Annotated in this window: 13 protein-coding genes; 11 read left to right on the top strand and 2 right to left on the bottom strand. The window is 66.6% G+C overall.

All coding sequences use genetic code 11. The annotated features are described in order from the left end of the window. Positions 1–1199, top strand: a 1199-nt coding sequence (locus H0W40_RS11835; protein WP_292446381.1) for an RNB domain-containing ribonuclease, incomplete at its 5' end; no start/stop codon positions are given. Positions 1200–1229: 30 nt separating this feature from the next. Here H0W40_RS11835 and H0W40_RS11840 read toward each other — a convergent pair. After that, the gene (locus H0W40_RS11840) at positions 1230–2774 is read right to left on the bottom strand and encodes an NAD(P)H-hydrate dehydratase (protein WP_367153803.1); all 1545 of its coding nucleotides are present in this window, start codon (positions 2772–2774) and stop codon (positions 1230–1232) included. Between the two features lie 3 nt (positions 2775–2777). Beyond that, positions 2778–4148, bottom strand: coding sequence for an FAD-dependent oxidoreductase (locus H0W40_RS11845; protein ID WP_292446383.1), 1371 nt, complete (start codon positions 4146–4148; stop codon positions 2778–2780). Positions 4149–4529: 381 nt separating this feature from the next. Between H0W40_RS11845 and rpsB the strand changes: the two genes are divergently transcribed. The 10 genes from rpsB to H0W40_RS11895 all read left to right on the top strand — a co-directional run bounded on the left by rpsB (position 4530) and on the right by H0W40_RS11895 (position 14936). Beyond that, on the top strand, positions 4530–5273 hold the full coding sequence (gene rpsB, locus H0W40_RS11850; RefSeq protein ID WP_292446385.1) for a 30S ribosomal protein S2: 744 nt from the start codon (positions 4530–4532) through the stop codon (positions 5271–5273). A 130-nt stretch (positions 5274–5403) separates the two neighbouring features. Further along, the gene (gene tsf / locus H0W40_RS11855) at positions 5404–6324 is read left to right on the top strand and encodes a translation elongation factor Ts (RefSeq protein ID WP_292446387.1); all 921 of its coding nucleotides are present in this window, start codon (positions 5404–5406) and stop codon (positions 6322–6324) included. 101 nt (positions 6325–6425) lie between these two features. Then, positions 6426–7136, top strand: a complete 711-nt coding sequence (gene pyrH / locus H0W40_RS11860; RefSeq protein WP_292446388.1) for a UMP kinase — start codon at positions 6426–6428, stop codon at positions 7134–7136. A 20-nt stretch (positions 7137–7156) separates the two neighbouring features. Beyond that, a complete protein-coding gene (gene frr, locus H0W40_RS11865; RefSeq protein ID WP_292446390.1) occupies positions 7157–7717 on the top strand; it encodes a ribosome recycling factor in 561 nt (186 codons plus the stop codon). 10 nt (positions 7718–7727) lie between these two features. Then, the gene (uppS, locus tag H0W40_RS11870) at positions 7728–8474 is read left to right on the top strand and encodes a polyprenyl diphosphate synthase (RefSeq protein WP_292446392.1); all 747 of its coding nucleotides are present in this window, start codon (positions 7728–7730) and stop codon (positions 8472–8474) included. A gap of 93 nt (positions 8475–8567) precedes the next feature. Further along, positions 8568–9416, top strand: coding sequence for a phosphatidate cytidylyltransferase (locus tag H0W40_RS11875; RefSeq protein ID WP_292446394.1), 849 nt, complete (start codon positions 8568–8570; stop codon positions 9414–9416). Between the two features lie 103 nt (positions 9417–9519). Further along, on the top strand, positions 9520–10698 hold the full coding sequence (ispC, locus tag H0W40_RS11880) for a 1-deoxy-D-xylulose-5-phosphate reductoisomerase (protein WP_292446396.1): 1179 nt from the start codon (positions 9520–9522) through the stop codon (positions 10696–10698). Further along, entirely contained in the window at positions 10695–12071 is a 1377-nt protein-coding gene (gene rseP, locus H0W40_RS11885; RefSeq protein WP_292446397.1) for an RIP metalloprotease RseP, read from the top strand. Before ispC ends, rseP begins: the two co-directional genes overlap by 4 nt. A gap of 109 nt (positions 12072–12180) precedes the next feature. Beyond that, on the top strand, positions 12181–14418 hold the full coding sequence (gene bamA, locus H0W40_RS11890; protein ID WP_292446399.1) for an outer membrane protein assembly factor BamA: 2238 nt from the start codon (positions 12181–12183) through the stop codon (positions 14416–14418). After that, complete coding sequence (locus H0W40_RS11895; protein WP_292446400.1) at positions 14418–14936, top strand: OmpH family outer membrane protein; 519 nt, start codon at positions 14418–14420, stop codon at positions 14934–14936. The genes bamA and H0W40_RS11895 overlap by 1 nt, the downstream gene beginning before the upstream one ends. Positions 14937–14950: the final 14 nt, after the last annotated feature.

Raw genomic sequence — 14950 nt, forward strand, 5'->3', positions numbered from 1 at the left:
TCGAGACGCAGATCGTCTGCGACGACGTCGGCCGCATCGAGAAGATCGTGCCGCGCACGCGCAACGACGCCCACCGATTGATCGAAGAGGCGATGCTGGCCGCCAACGTGTGTTCGGCCGATTTCATCGAAGGCAGCAAGCACCCCTCGCTGTACCGCGTGCACGAAGGGCCGACGCCGGAGAAAAAACTCACTTTGCAGACGTACCTGCGCGCGCTGGGCCTGGGTCTGTCGATAGGCGACGATCCCAAGCCCGCAGAGTTCCAGGCCATCGCCCAGGCCACGAAGGACCGGCCCGATGCGACGCAGATCCATTCGATGTTGCTGCGCGCCATGCAGCAGGCGATCTACACCCCGCTCAACAGCGGGCATTTCGGCCTGGCCTACGAGGCCTACACCCACTTCACCAGCCCGATACGCCGCTATCCCGATCTACTGGTTCACCGCGTGATCAAGTCGCTTCTCAGCGGCAAGCGCTACCACCTTCAGGTTACCGAACTGGCGACGTCGGCGGTTCACAGCCGTAAGCCGAGACCGACGATGGCGTCGAAGGCGGCAGCCCTGGCTCAGCTGAACGCGCCGGCCAAAGCGCCGACTGCGGAGGCGCTGGCCTGGGAAGCGGCAGGCGCGCACTGCAGCGCGAACGAGCGTCGCGCCGACGAGGCTTCGCGCGACGTCGAGGCGTGGCTCAAATGCAAGTTCATGCGAGAGCATCTCGGCGAAGAGTTCGGCGGCAGCGTCACTGCTGTCACGACCTTCGGTTTGTTCGTGACGCTCGACGAGTTGTTCGTCGAAGGCCTGGTGCACATCACCGAATTGGGTGGCGAGTATTTCCGCTTCGACGAAGCGCGGCAGGAATTGCGCGGCGAACGCACCGGCGTGCGCTACGTGGTGGGCACACGCGTGCGCGTGCAGGTCAGCCGCGTCGATCTCGACGGCCGCCGCATCGATTTCCGACTGGTCGGCGAAGCCGGTAGTGGCGCTGGCATGCGCAGCGGACGCGACAAGGCTGCCGCTTCGGCGGTCGAAGAGCTGAAGGGCGTGCAGAACGTCGACCGCGAGCACAAGCGCGCTGCCAAGAAGGCGGCCCCGCCTCGCGCCGGCAAGAAGCCGAAAGTGCCGGCATTGGAAAGCAGGACCGATACCGCCCACGGTGTTGCGGTTCGCGCGGAACGTAAACCCAAGCGGACGCGCGGCTGAGCCCCGCGGTAGGCGCCTGGCGCGATCGGCTCAGTCGTTGCGCAGACGGCGAAGCTCGCGGACCAGTTCACTCGCATTCAGCGCGCCGGCGTGCCGCTTCGTTGCGCGCCAACGGTCTGCCGCCGCGCCGTGAGTGTGTACGCCCAGGCAGGCCGCATCGACGGGCGTCAGGCCTTGCGACCACAGTCCGCCGATCCAGCCCGCCAGCACGTCACCGGTGCCGGCGCTCGCCAGGGCGGCGTTGCCGCTGGCGTTGATCCAGGGCGTTTGGTTCGGCGCGGCGATCACGCTGCCCGAGCCTTTCAGCACGACGATGGCGCCGTGGCGTTCGGCGATCCGCCGGGCTGCCGCAAGGCGGTCGGCTTGCACCGCCGGCGTGCTGCAGCCGAGCAGCCGCGCCGCTTCGAGCGGATGGGGTGTCAGCACGGTAGGCCGTCCGCGCGCGGCGCGTGCCGCAAGCAGTGGGGCGAGGGCCGCGGCGTCGCAGGCCAGTGCATTCAAGGCGTCGGCGTCGAGCACCAGCCGACCGGCGCGTGAGACGAGCAAAGGCAGCAGTGCGCGCACTGCCTCGCCGCCTCCGCAGCCACACACCACGGTTGCAGTCTCGAGTCCATCGGACTCGGCCTGCAGGCGCTTCGCCGGATGCACCATCAACTCCGGATGCAGGATGTCGACGACTGGTGCTTGCGGATCCAGCGGCAACCAATGCACCCGACCCGCACCGGCGATGAGCGCGGCGCGTGCCGCCAGCATCGACGCACCCGTCATGCCCGAGGCGCCACCGATGACCCAGACATCGCCGAAGCTGCCCTTGTGCTGAGCGTGATGGCGGGTTGGCCAGAGCAGCCCGGTGTCCGTCAGCAGGTGTGCGACGGGCGGGTCGCGAGGGCTCTTCACGCCCAACCCGTCGAACCAGATTTCGCCCGCCTGGTCGCGCCCCGCTGCGGTGAAAAGGCCCGGCTTCAGAGCGAGCAAGCTCAGCGTCCACTGCGCCCGCACGCAGCTCCTTTCGGCATGGACGACTCCGTGGTCGCCATCGAGCCCGGACGGCAAATCGATCGCGAGCACCGGCGCATGCATGGCATTGAGTGACCGGATGGCCTCGAGCGCCCAACCTGTAGCCGCGCGCGATAGGCCGAGGCCGAACAGCGCATCGAGTGCCAGGTCGCCGGCCTGCAAATCGGGTGCGGTCGCGTCGGGACGAAGCGTCAACCCGGCGGCCTGCGCCCGATTTAGTGCGGCCTGCGCATCGGCGGGCCGCGTGGCTCGCGGCTCGATGCTCACCGTGATTTCCCTGCCGGCGCGGGCCAGATGCAGCGCGGCCTCCAGGCCGTCACCACCGTTGTTGCCGCTTCCCGCGGCGATCCATACACGTCGGGCATGTGGGGCGACGGCGAGTGCCAGTCGCGCGACGGACAGGCCGGCACGCTGCATCAGCGCATGCGGCGCCGAGGTTTGCTGAGCCGCGGACTCTTGCGTTCGGATTGCCGCGGCGTCGTACAACGGCCAGCCGAGGCCTTTCGGGGCGGCTGTCGCACTCAGGACATGCAGAGGAGCCGGGCCGCTTGCGTCCACACGTCAGCCTTTGGTGTAACGCTGCAAGTCGAAAGCGGCGGCATCGAGCGCCGGCGCGCGTCCCGCGATCCGGTCGGCGAGCAGTCGCGCGCTGCCGTAGGCGAGCGCACCGCCACTGCTGCCATGCCCCAGGTTCAGCCAGACTCCCGAGCGTGGGCTGGCGCCGATCAACGGCGGCCCGTCAGGCAGCAGCGCTCGCGTGCCTTTCCATAGCTGCGGGCGTGCCAAGTGCGCGCAGCCCGGAAACCAGTCGCCGAGCAGCGTGTACAGCCGGTCGATCGCCGCAGGGCGATGGCGCTCGGGCGAGCCGGCGAGTTCCGACCCGCAGGCGACGCGCACCCGTTGGCCGAGGCGGGTGATGAGGGCCTGGTACTGCGCGTCGACAACGACAGCGCGCGGCCCGCGCTCGGGCGCGCGCAGTGCCGCGGTGAGCGAATAACCGTGCACGGGCAGCAGCGGCACGTGCACGCCGAGTACCGAAAGCCATTGCGCAGACGCGGCACCGGCAGCGATCACCAGAGCGTCGAAGTTTTCTTCGGACACCGGATCGAGGTAGCGTGCGGCGGCACGGGCGCGGCGTGCCAGCGGCGTCGGCACGCCGGCTTCGCCGCGCGCTGCGACATGGCTGACCGCGAAGCCGGTGGTCAACGCGAGCTGTTCGAGGCGTAGCTGCACGCCGGCTCCATCGCCGGGCACCAACTCGCGCGCCACGCTGCCGAACCGGAACTCGGCACCGCAGCGTTCCGCTGCGTTGCGCAGCAAATGGGCGAACTGGCGGCTGTTGCCGGCGCTGTCGCCGGGCAGATGCAACCCCCCAGCGAGCCGCTGGTCCCGATTGAGGCCGGGCTCGATCGCATGGCAGGCCGCGGCGTCGAGTTCGCGTACGCCGATGCCGAGCTCGCGTAGCGCGGCCAGGCTGCGCTGGACCCGTGCCACGTCGGCTTCGCTGCGCAAGAGAACCAGCGAGCCTTGCGCGTGCTCGTCGTCGAGCCGCAGATGTGTGCGCAACTCGGCCTGTCGTTCGCTGCTGTAGAGGGCAAGACGCAGCAGGTCAGCCTCGCGCTCGCTGCGGATCGCAGCCTTGCCGGCACGCCAGGAGCGCCATAGCCAGCGGCGGCGTTGGCCGTCGAACGGAGCTTTCAGCGTGTCGAGCAGGGTCTGCCGCGCCAATAGCGCTGTCAATCCGCCGCCGGGCAGGCCCGGCGCGGCCCAGGGCAGCACCGCGCCGGCGCCGGCGAGGCCGGAATGCGCGAAGCTCGCTTCGGAAGCGACGCTGCTGCGGCGTTCGATCACCGTCACCGCATGACCGTCTCGAGCGAGTTCATAGGCAGTCGCGATACCGACGATGCCGGCACCTATCACGGCGATCTTCATGCTTTAGCCTGCGTCGCCACAGCCGTCGCCACAGCCGTCGCCACAGCCGTCGCCACAGCCGTCGCGGCACCGAGCAGGCTCGCATCGGGCGGCATTGCCGAGCCCGATTGCAGGTCTGAGTTGTGGGAATCGAAAGCGATTTCGCCGACGCAACCCGATGGGTCGCGGTTCATCGGCCTGATATACTTCACGGGTTTTTCCGGGACACGCCTGCGCCTGAGATGAACGCAGTATCAGGCTCGGCAGCGGTTCTGGCACGAACAAGATAGCAATCCGCAAACCCGGTCGCCAAAAGGTGTTGCATGGTGCACATGACGCGGTAATAACCGCCGATCTGCTTGCAATTCTGGCCGGATTTTAGAAACAACCTTTGGAGCTCCCATGTCCCTCACGATGCGTGAAATGCTCGAAGCGGGCGTCCATTTCGGACACCAGACCCGCTTCTGGAATCCCAAGATGGCTCCGTTCATCTTCGGCCACCGCAACAAGATCCACATCATCAATCTCGAGAAGACGCTGCCGCTCTTCCAGGACGCGATGAAGTTCACCCGCCAGCTCGCTGCCAAGCGCGGAACCATCATGATGGTGGGCACCAAGCGCCAAGCGCGCGAGGTGGTTGCGATGGAGGCCAAACGCGCCGGCATGCCTTATGTCGATCAGCGTTGGCTCGGTGGCATGCTCACCAACTTCAAGACCGTCAAGGGCTCCTTGAAGAAGCTCAAGGAAATGCAGGTCCAGCAGGAAGCCGGCCTGGAGTCGATGAGCAAGAAGGAGGGCCTGCTGTTCGCCCGCGGCCTGGCCAAGCTCGAGAAGGACATCGGCGGCATTCAAGACATGAACGCGCTGCCCGACGCGATGTTCGTCATCGACGTTGGTTACCACAAGATCGCGATTGCCGAAGCGCAGAAGCTCGGCATTCCAATCGTCGGCGTGGTCGATTCGAACCATTCTCCGGAAGGCATCGACTACGTGATTCCCGGCAATGACGACTCGGCCAAGGCCGTGGCGCTGTATGCCCGGGCGCTGGCCGATGCCGTGCTCGAAGGCAAGGCCAATGCGATCAACGAAGTCGCGAATGCCGTCCAGAGCACGGACGAGTTCGTGGAAGTCAGCGACCCGGCCTGAGCGCCAGGCTTTCGCGCCCTGCGCATTCGACCAGGGGCTGCTACAGCCCCTTTTTTTGGCTGATCCAGCCACTTTCCCGAGATTACGAGGCTTCGCCGAGCGGCGTTTGCCTCACCGACTGGAGAACGCGATGCCCGCAATCACCGCCAGCATGGTCGCCGCCCTGCGTGCCAAGACCGATGCCCCGATGATGGAATGCAAGAAGGCCCTGACCGAAGCCGACGGCGACATGGACAAGGCCGAAGAGCTGTTGAGAGTCAAGCTCGGCAGCAAGGCCAGCAAGGCCGCCTCGCGCGTGACCGCCGAAGGCATCGTCGCTGCGTACATCGACGCGGCGGGTGAGAAAAGCGAAGGCGCGCTGATCGAGCTCAACTGCGAAACCGACTTCGTTTCCAAGAACGACGACTTTCTCGCCTTCGGCAAGCGCCTCTCCGAGATGGTGGCCAAACAAGCGCCGGCCGACGTGGCGGCGCTGTCGGCGCTCGACATCGACGGCGTGACGGTCGAGGCGACTCGCTCCACGCTGATCGGCAAGATCGGCGAGAACATCTCGATCCGCCGCTTCAAGCGCTTTTCGGGCGGCGGCAAGCTGGTCAGCTACCTGCACGGCACGCGCATCGGCGTGATGGTCGAGTACGGCGGCGACGACGTGGCGGCCAAGGACGTGGCCATGCACGTGGCGGCGATGAAGCCGGTGGCGCTTTCGTCGAACGAAGTACCTGCGGAACTGATCGAGAAAGAGCGCAGCGTAGCCGCCGGCAAGGCCGCCGAAGATGCGAAGGTCGCCGAAGCCGCCGGCAAATCCGTGCAGTCGGCCGAGATCGTGGCCAAGCGCATCGAGGGCTCGGTTCAGAAGTACCTGAAGGAGGTCTCGCTCTTCAACCAGGCTTTCGTCAAGAACGACAAGCAGACGGTCGAGCAGATGCTGAAGGAGCGGGCCACGACGATCAAGAGCTTCACGATGTACGTGGTGGGCGAAGGCATCGAAAGGCGAACGGACGACTTCGCCGCCGAAGTGGCCGCCCAGGTCGCGGCCGCGAAAGGCGCATAAGCCCCCGTAGCAGCCTCGGTCCGCGCGCGCCGGGTTTGCGGCTTCCCCTAAACTGCGACCCGCCCCGGAGCCCGCGAGGCGCTCATCCAGGAGACCCTTTCATGCCGGCGTACAAGCGAATCCTGCTCAAGCTGTCCGGTGAAGCCTTGATGGGCGACGACGCCTACGGCATCAACCGCGCCACCATCGTGCGCATGGTGCGCGAGGTGCAGCAGGTGACGCAGCTCGGCGTGGAAGTGGCGGTGGTCATCGGCGGCGGCAATATCTTTCGCGGCGTGGCGGGCGGCGCCGTCGGCATGGACCGCGCGACTGCCGACTACATGGGCATGCTGGCCACGGTGATGAACTCGCTGGCGTTGGCCGACACCATGCGCCAGGAGGGCATGACCGCGCGGGTCATGTCGGCGATCAGCATCGAGCAGGTGGTCGAGCCTTACGTGCGGCCCAAGGCGCTGCAGTACCTGGAAGAAGGCAAGGTGGTCATCTTCGCCGCCGGCACTGGCAATCCCTTCTTCACCACGGACACGGCCGCAGCACTGCGCGGCGCCGAGATCGGCGCGCACATCGTTCTCAAGGCGACCAAGGTGGACGGTGTTTACAGCGCCGACCCCAAGAAAGACCCCGAAGCCACGCGCTACAGCCGCATCAGCTTCGACGAGGCGATCAGCAAGAACCTGCAGGTGATGGACGCGACGGCCTTTGCACTGTGCCGTGACCAGAAGCTGCCGATCAAGGTGTTTTCCATCTTCAAGCCCGGTGCGCTCGGGCGCGTGGTGGCCGGCGAGGACGAAGGCACGCTGGTCCACGTTTGATTTGTTTTCAGGAACAAGCGATGAGCATTGCAGACGTCAAGTTAGCCTTCGAGCAGAAGACCGCCAAGTCGATCGAAGCCCTCAAGGCTGAGTTGCAGAAGATCCGCACCGGACGCGCTCACCCGGGCATCCTCGATCAGGTGCATGTGGACTACTACGGCTCGATGGTTCCGATCAGCCAGGTCGCCAACGTCACCCTGCTCGACGCGCGCACGATCAGCGTGCAGCCGTGGGAAAAAGGCTTCGCCGGCAAGATAGAGCGCGCGATCCGCGAGTCGCACCTCGGCTTGAACCCCTCGTCGCAGGGAGACCTGCTGCGCGTGCCCATGCCGGCACTGACGGAAGAGCGCCGCAAGGAACTGACGAAGGTGGTGCGGGGTGCCGGCGAGGACGCCAAGATCGCCGTGCGCAACGTGCGCCGCGAGGCCAACGAGCAGGCCAAGAAGCTGCTCAAGGACAAGACGATCAGCGAAGACGAGGAACGCCGTTCGCTCGACGAGGTGCAAAAGGCCACCGACCGCACCATCGCCGAGATCGACCGGCTGGTGCAGGGCAAGGAAGCCGAGATCCTCGCGATCTGAGCCTCGTGCCGTGAAGCCCGTGAGTACTTCCATTCCCCGCCACGTCGCCATCGTGATGGACGGCAACGGGCGCTGGGCGAACAAGCGCTTCATGCCACGCTTCGTCGGCCACAAGCAGGGCGTCGATGCGCTGATGCGCACCGTCAAGGCATGCGCCGACCGCGGCATCGAGTACGTGACCGTGTTCGCCTTTTCGAGCGAGAACTGGAAGCGGCCGGAAGAAGAGGTGTCCGGCCTGATGGGCTTGGTGCTGGTGGCGGTTTCCAAGTACCTCGCCAAGCTGGCCAGCGAAGGCGTGCGAATCCGCATCGTTGGCGACCGCGAGGCGGTCTCGAGCCAGGTGCGTGCCGCCTGGGACGAGACCGAGCGCCGCACCGAGCACAACGAGCGCATCACGCTGTCGGTGGCATTCAACTACGGGGGCCGCTGGGACGTGGTGCAGGCCTGCCGTCGCGCCATCGAAGCCGGCGTGCCGGCGCATGAACTCACCGAGGCAAGGCTGAGCGAGTTCATGGCGCTGAGCCATGCGCCCGATCCGGACCTTTTCATCCGCACCGGCGGCGAAGTGCGCATCTCCAATTTCCTGCTCTGGCAGGTGGCGTATTCCGAACTTCACTTCACTGATTGCCTGTGGCCTGATTTCGGCGACGCGGAACTCGATGCCGCCATCGCTACCTTCGCCGCACGCGACCGCCGTTTCGGCGGGGTGAAGACGGCCTTGGCCCCGCTGATGGCGGACACGCGCTCTGCGGCCTGAAATGGCGGCCTGCGCATGCCTTCGGTGCTGCCCTAGAACGACGGGGCGCTCGGTCTGGTCGGAGCGGCCCTGCAGGGCCTGAGGCATCCGCCGATGCTCAAGCAGCGCATCATCACCGCCGCGCTTTTGCTGGCGCTGCTGCTGCCGGCGCTGTTCGCGCGGGCGCTCTGGCCGTTCGCGCTGTTGTCGCTCGCGATGGTCGGCGTGGCCGGCTGGGAGTGGGGGCGCCTGAATCGTCTGGCTTCGCCGGCCGCCGTGGCGCTCGGCGCTGCGGTGGTGTTTGCTGGCGCGCTCAGCTACGCCGCCGGTTGGGTCGCTGCCACGCCGCCGCTCCTGTGGTGGCTGGCCATGGTGGCCTGGGTGCTCGGCGGTGCCTGGGTTCTGGCGCGCGGCGTGTCCGGCTGGTCCTTGATCTCCGCGCCGCTCCGCTGGGCCGTAGGTTGCGTGCTGCTGTGGGCGGCCTGGCTGGCGCTGACGCAGGCCAAGGCGGTCGGTGTGAATTTTTTGCTGTCGGTCTTCACGCTTGTGTGGGCAGCCGATGTTGCGGCGTACTTCGGCGGGCGTGCTCTTGGCCGGCGCAAGCTGGCGCCGGCCATCAGCCCTGGCAAGAGCTGGGAGGGCGTCTGGAGCGGCATGGCCGGCGTGCTGCTGCTGGCCGGGGCGTGGATCGCCTTCGACCGTGCCGCCGCTCCGGAGTCGGCCAGTGTGTTCAGCGTTTTGTTGGAAAGGCTCGGTGTCGTCGGCCTGCTGGTCTCGCTGCTGTTTTTGGCCGCGTTGAGCGTCGTCGGCGATCTGTTCGAGTCCTTGGTCAAGCGCAGTGCCGGCGCCAAGGACAGCAGCGCGTTGCTGCCAGGGCACGGCGGCGTGCTCGACCGCGTCGATGCGTTGCTGCCGGTGTTTCCTCTGGCTCTGGCGCTGTGCTCGGTGCAGGTGCCGACATGAGCGTCGCGGAGGAGAGGTTTCGCAGCGAGGGGATCGAAGCGACGCTCGTGACGATGGCCCCCGGCCGCGCTGCCCTGGACCCGCTCGGCGGTGAGGCGGCGACATGAAGCGCCAGAAAATCTGTGTGCTCGGCGCGACCGGCTCGATCGGCGTGAACACGCTCGACGTGATCGCGCGCCATCCGGAGCGCTATGAGGTGTTCGCGCTGAGTGCGCACAGCCGGGTCGACGTGTTCGCCCTGCAGTGCCTGCGTTGGAAGCCCCGGCTGGCGGTGATGACCGACGCTGCGGCGGCGCGCGTCTTGCGTGAGCGGCTGGCCGGGACGGGTACCGAAGTGCTCGACGGCGAATCGGCACTGGCGGAAATTGCCTCGCATCCGCAGGTTGATGCGGTGATGGCTGCGATCGTCGGCGCCGCCGGGCTCGCTCCTTGCCTGGCCGCGGCGCGGGCCGGCAAGCGGTTGCTGCTGGCCAACAAGGAAGCACTGGTGGTCGGCGGGGCGCTTTTCATGCGGGCGGTGAAGGAGGGCGGCGCCACCTTGCTGCCGATCGACAGCGAGCATTCGGCCATTTTCCAGTGTCTGCCTGAGGACCGCGCCACCTGGGCGGCACGCATCGACCACATCGTGCTCACCGCTTCGGGCGGACCGTTTCGCGGCCGCGACCCGGCCAGCCTGCGCGACGTGACGCCCGACGAGGCCTGCGCGCACCCGAACTGGGTCATGGGCCGCAAGATTTCGGTCGATTCAGCCACCATGATGAACAAGGCGCTCGAGGTCATCGAGGCGCGCTGGCTGTTCGACCTGGCGCCCGAGCAGATCCGAGTCGTGATTCATCCGCAGAGCATCATTCATTCGATGGTGGTGTACCGCGACCGGTCGGTGGTCGCCCAACTCGGCACGCCGGACATGCGTGTGCCGATCGCTTACGGTTTGGCCTGGCCCGAGCGGATCGAGTCTGGCGCCGAGGCGCTCGATTTCACCCGGCTTGCCGCGCTCACTTTCGAGCCGGCCGATGCCGTGCGTTATCCCGGCTTGCTGCTCGCCTGGGAGGCGCTGCGCGGGCCGGCCGGCAGCACCGCGGTGCTCAACGCCGCCAACGAAGTGGCGGTCGCCGCGTTCCTGGCCGGAACGATCCGCTTCGATCAGATTCACAGCTGCAATGCGCACACCATCGAACAAACGCCGCTCGGTGCCGGCCCGGCGGATTCGCTGGTGGGACTGCTGGCGCTCGACGCTGAAGCCCGCGCTGTCGCGCAGCAGCATGTGAGGACCCTTGCATGATCACCGTGCTCGCTTTTCTGTTCACCTTGGCCGTGTTGATCGTCGTCCATGAGTACGGTCACTACCGCGTCGCGGTGGCGTGCAACGTGAAGGTGCTGCGCTTTTCGGTCGGATTCGGCCGCGTGCTGTTGCGCCGGCAGCGCGGCGACACCGAATTCGTGCTTTCGGCCTTGCCGCTCGGCGGCTACGTGAAGATGCTCGACGAGCGCGAAGGCGAGGTGCCCTCCGCCGAGCGCCCCCGCGCCTTCAACAACCGCCCCTTGTGGCAGCGTTCTTCCATCGTCGCCGCCGGACCGGCTGCCAACCTCCTGCTGGCCGTGCTGCTCTACGCGGCTTCGCACTGGGTCGGCCTGGTCGAGCCGAAGGCGGTGCTCGGTGCTCCCGTTGCGGGCAGCCTGGCCGAGCGGGCCGGCCTGAGCGCCGGCGACTGGGTGCGCGCGGTCGAGCGCGACGGCGGTGCGCCCGGCGACGATGCGCCACGACCTGTTCGTTCGCTCAGCGACCTGCGCTGGCAGCTGACCGAAGCAGCGCTCGATGGCGAGCGCTTGTTGCTGCATGTCAGCGATGCCGACGGCCGCGGTGAGCGCCGCCTGCGCCTGCCGCTCGACGGTATCGACACCCGCGAGGTCGACGGCGACTTGATGCGCCGCATCGGCCTGGGCGGCGCGTACAGCGAAGCCGTGCTCGGCACACTGGTCGTGGGCGGCCCGGCCGAGCGGGCCGGCTTGCGCGAGGGCGACCGCGTGCTGGCAGTCGACGGTGCGCGGATCGAAGACGCGGCGCGGCTGCGCGAGACGATCCGCGCTTCGGTGGCGGACGGCGCGGCACGCCCAATGAGCTGGCAGATAGAGCGCGGCGGCGAGCGGCTCACGCTGGATGTGACGCCGTCGCTTGCCCAAGACGGCGGCCAGCCGATCGCCCGCATCGAGGCTTACGTGGGTGCGCCGCCCGAGACGGTGACCGTGCGCTACGGCGTGGTCGACGGGCTGCTCGAAGGGGCAAGCCGTACCTGGGAAGTTTCGGTGCTCAGCCTTCGCATGCTCGGCAAGATGCTGATCGGCGAGGCCTCTCTCAAGAACCTCAGCGGCCCGCTCACGATCGCAGACTACGCCGGCCAGTCGGCGCAACTCGGCGTTGCCTACTATCTGGGCTTTCTCGCCCTGGTCAGCGTGAGCCTCGGCGTACTCAATCTGCTGCCGCTGCCGATGCTCGACGGCGGGCACCTCATGTATCATCTTTTCGAAGGGGTGACAGGGCGGCCGGTTTCCGATGCGTGGCTCGACCGCCTGCAGCGTGGAGGGCTTGCCATCATGCTCGCGATGATGTCCCTCGCCCTCTACAACGACGTCGCCCGCCTGCTGGGCCTGACCTGACCGCATGTCCCCTTTCCGAGTCTTCTCTGCGGCCACGCTGTTCGCTGCCCGCCCATTCGCCTCGCGCATTTTCCGTCCCCCGCTTCTCGCAGCCGCTCTGGCATTGGCGATGCATGCCACGACCGCGCTGGCGGTCGAGCCCTTCGTGCTCAAGGACATCCGCGTCGAAGGCCTGCAGCGCACCGACGCCGGCACCATCTTCGGCGCGCTGCCGTTTCGCATCGGCGACACCTACACCGATGACAAGGGCTCGGCCGCGCTGCGCTCGCTGTTCGCGACGGGACTGTTCACCGACGTGAGGCTGGAGATCGACGGCGACGTCATCGTCGTGGTGGTCGAGGAACGGTCGATCATCTCGAGCGTGGAGTTCGTGGGGCTTAAGGAGTTCGACAAGGACGCGCTGTCCAAGTCGCTGAAAGACGTGGGCATCGGCGAAGGCCAGCCGTTCGACCGCGCGCTGGCCGATCGCGCCGAGCAGGAATTGAAGCGCCAGTACCTCACGCGCAGCCTTTACGGTGCCGAGGTGGTGACCACCATCACGCCGGTCGGCCGCAACCGGGTGAACGTGACCTTCACGGTCAGCGAAGGCGAGGTCGCCAAGATCGGCGAGATCCGCATCGTCGGCAACAAGGCCTTCTCAGAAGGAACGCTGCTCGATCAGTTCGAGCTGTCCACCGGCGGCTGGCTGACCTGGTACACCAAGACCGACCGCTATTCGCGGACCAAGCTCAACGCCGATCTCGAGTCGCTCCGGGCTTACTACCTGAACCGTGGCTATCTGGAGTTCAGCGTCGATTCCACCCAGGTCGCGATTTCGCCCGACAAGCAGAGCATCTCGATCGCCGTCAACATTACCGAGGGTCAGCCTTACACCGTTACCGGGGTGACGCTGGAGGGGGACTACCTCGGCAGAGAAGACGAGTTCAAGTCGCTGGTGTCGATCGAGCCGGGCGAGCCTTATCAGGCAGAGGCGGTGGCCGAGACGACTCGCCGCTTCAACGAGTTCTACGGCAACTTCGGCTATGCCTTCGCGCGCATCGAGCCGCGCACCGACATCGACCGCGCCACCGGCCGCGTCGCGGTGGTGCTGGTCGGCGAGCCGAGCCGGCGGGTCTACGTGCGCCGCGTGAACGTGGCGGGCAACGCACGCACGCGCGACGAAGTGGTGCGCCGCGAATTCCGCCAGCTCGAGTCCTCCTGGTACGACGGCCGGCGCATCAAGCTCTCGCGCGACCGTGTCGACCGCCTGGGCTATTTCAGCGAAGTCAACATCGAAACTGCCGAGGTGCCTGGTGCGCTCGACCAGGTGGACATCACGGCGGAAGTGACCGAAAAGCCGACGGGCAATCTGCAGCTCGGCGCAGGTTTTTCCAGCGCCGACAAGGTGTCGCTCACCGCTGGCATCCGCCAGGAGAACATCTTCGGCAGCGGCAACTACCTGGGTCTGGAGTTCAACACCAGCAAGTACAACCGCAGCCTGGTCGTCAGCACGGTCAACCCGTACTTCACGATCGACGGCATCTCGCGTGCGATCGATGTCTTCTACCGCACCACGCGCCCCATCAATAGCCAGGGCTCCGACTACGAGCTGATCACGCCCGGCATGGCGATCCGATTCGGCGTGCCGTTCAGCGAGCTCGACACGGTGTTCTTCGGCATCGGCTGGGAGCGCACGGAGATCAAGGCCGGCGCGTCCATCCCGAACAGCTACTTCCTCTATCGCGAGCAGTTCGGCGACACCAGCGACAGCTTGCCGCTCACGCTCGGCTGGCAGCGGGACGGTCGCGACAGCGCCCTGGTGCCGACCGAAGGCCGTTATCAACGCCTCAGCGCCGAGTGGAGCGTGGCGCTCGACACGCGCTACCTGCGCACCAACTACCAGATCCAGCAGTGGATCCCCTTCACCAAGCGCTACACCCTGGGCTTGAATGCCGAGATCGGCTACGGCAAGGGCTTCAGCAACCGTCCGTATCCGATCTTCAAAAATTTCTACGGGGGTGGACTGGGTTCGGTGCGCGGCTTCGATCAGGGATCGCTCGGGCCGGTGGACGTGACGGGCGCCTACATCGGTGGCAATCGGCGGATGAACATCAATGCCGAGTTCTACGTGCCGATGCCGGGCTCGGGCAACGACCGGACGCTGCGCCTGTTCGGCTACGTGGACGCCGGCAACGTCTGGGGCGAAAACGAGAGCATCGAGCTCGACACCCTGCGCGCTGCAGCGGGTATCGGCTTGTCCTGGATCTCGCCGGTCGGACCGCTGAAGCTGAGCTATGGCCAGCCTTTCAAGAAATTCTCGCAAGATAGAATTCAGAAGTTTCAATTCCAGATCGGGACCGCGTTTTGATGAAGCACTTTTCGCTCGAGGCCGTGCTCGTTGCGGCTGCGCTCGCTGCCAGTGCATCGGTTGCGCAGGCCCAGGAACTGAAAATCGGCTATGTGAACAGCGAGCGCGTGCTGCGCGACGCTGCACCGGCCAAGGCCGCACAGGCCAAGCTGGTGACCGAGTTCTCCAAGCGCGAACGCGAACTGGCCGACACCGCGGCCAAGCTCAAGGCATCGTCCGACCAGCTCGAAAGGGATGCCCCCACCCTGGCGGAGAGCGAGCGTTCGCGGCGCCAGCGCGATCTTGTGGAGCAGGACCGCGAGTTCCAGCGCAAGCGCCGCGAATTCCAGGAAGACCTGAATCAGCGCAAGAACGAAGAACTGACTGCCGTGGTGGAGCGCGCCAACAAGGTCATCAAGCAGATCTTCGAGACGGAAAAGTACGACCTGATCCTGCAGGAAGCGGTGTTCGCGGGGCCGCGAGTCGACATCACCGACAAGGTGATCAAGTCGCTCGACAACGGTACGGCGGCCAAGTGAGGCCTGCGGCCGCA

Source organism: Methylibium sp., from assembly GCF_013817345.1.
Taxonomy (GTDB): domain Bacteria; phylum Pseudomonadota; class Gammaproteobacteria; order Burkholderiales; family Burkholderiaceae_C; genus Methylibium.

What these genes read in the sequence shown, in the direction of transcription:
- H0W40_RS11875 (WP_292446394.1), top strand. Translation starts at nt 8,568, where the DNA reads ATGCTCAAGCAGCGCATCATCACCGCCGCGCTTTTGCTGGCGCTGCTG.
- rpsB (WP_292446385.1), top strand. Translation starts at nt 4,530, where the DNA reads ATGTCCCTCACGATGCGTGAAATGCTCGAAGCGGGCGTCCATTTCGGA.
- ispC (WP_292446396.1), top strand. Translation starts at nt 9,520, where the DNA reads ATGAAGCGCCAGAAAATCTGTGTGCTCGGCGCGACCGGCTCGATCGGC.
- tsf (WP_292446387.1), top strand. Translation starts at nt 5,404, where the DNA reads ATGCCCGCAATCACCGCCAGCATGGTCGCCGCCCTGCGTGCCAAGACC.
- bamA (WP_292446399.1), top strand. Translation starts at nt 12,181, where the DNA reads ATGCATGCCACGACCGCGCTGGCGGTCGAGCCCTTCGTGCTCAAGGAC.
- rseP (WP_292446397.1), top strand. Translation starts at nt 10,695, where the DNA reads ATGATCACCGTGCTCGCTTTTCTGTTCACCTTGGCCGTGTTGATCGTC.
- H0W40_RS11895 (WP_292446400.1), top strand. Translation starts at nt 14,418, where the DNA reads ATGAAGCACTTTTCGCTCGAGGCCGTGCTCGTTGCGGCTGCGCTCGCT.
- frr (WP_292446390.1), top strand. Translation starts at nt 7,157, where the DNA reads ATGAGCATTGCAGACGTCAAGTTAGCCTTCGAGCAGAAGACCGCCAAG.
- pyrH (WP_292446388.1), top strand. Translation starts at nt 6,426, where the DNA reads ATGCCGGCGTACAAGCGAATCCTGCTCAAGCTGTCCGGTGAAGCCTTG.
- H0W40_RS11845 (WP_292446383.1), bottom strand. Translation starts at nt 4,148, where the DNA reads ATGAAGATCGCCGTGATAGGTGCCGGCATCGTCGGTATCGCGACTGCC.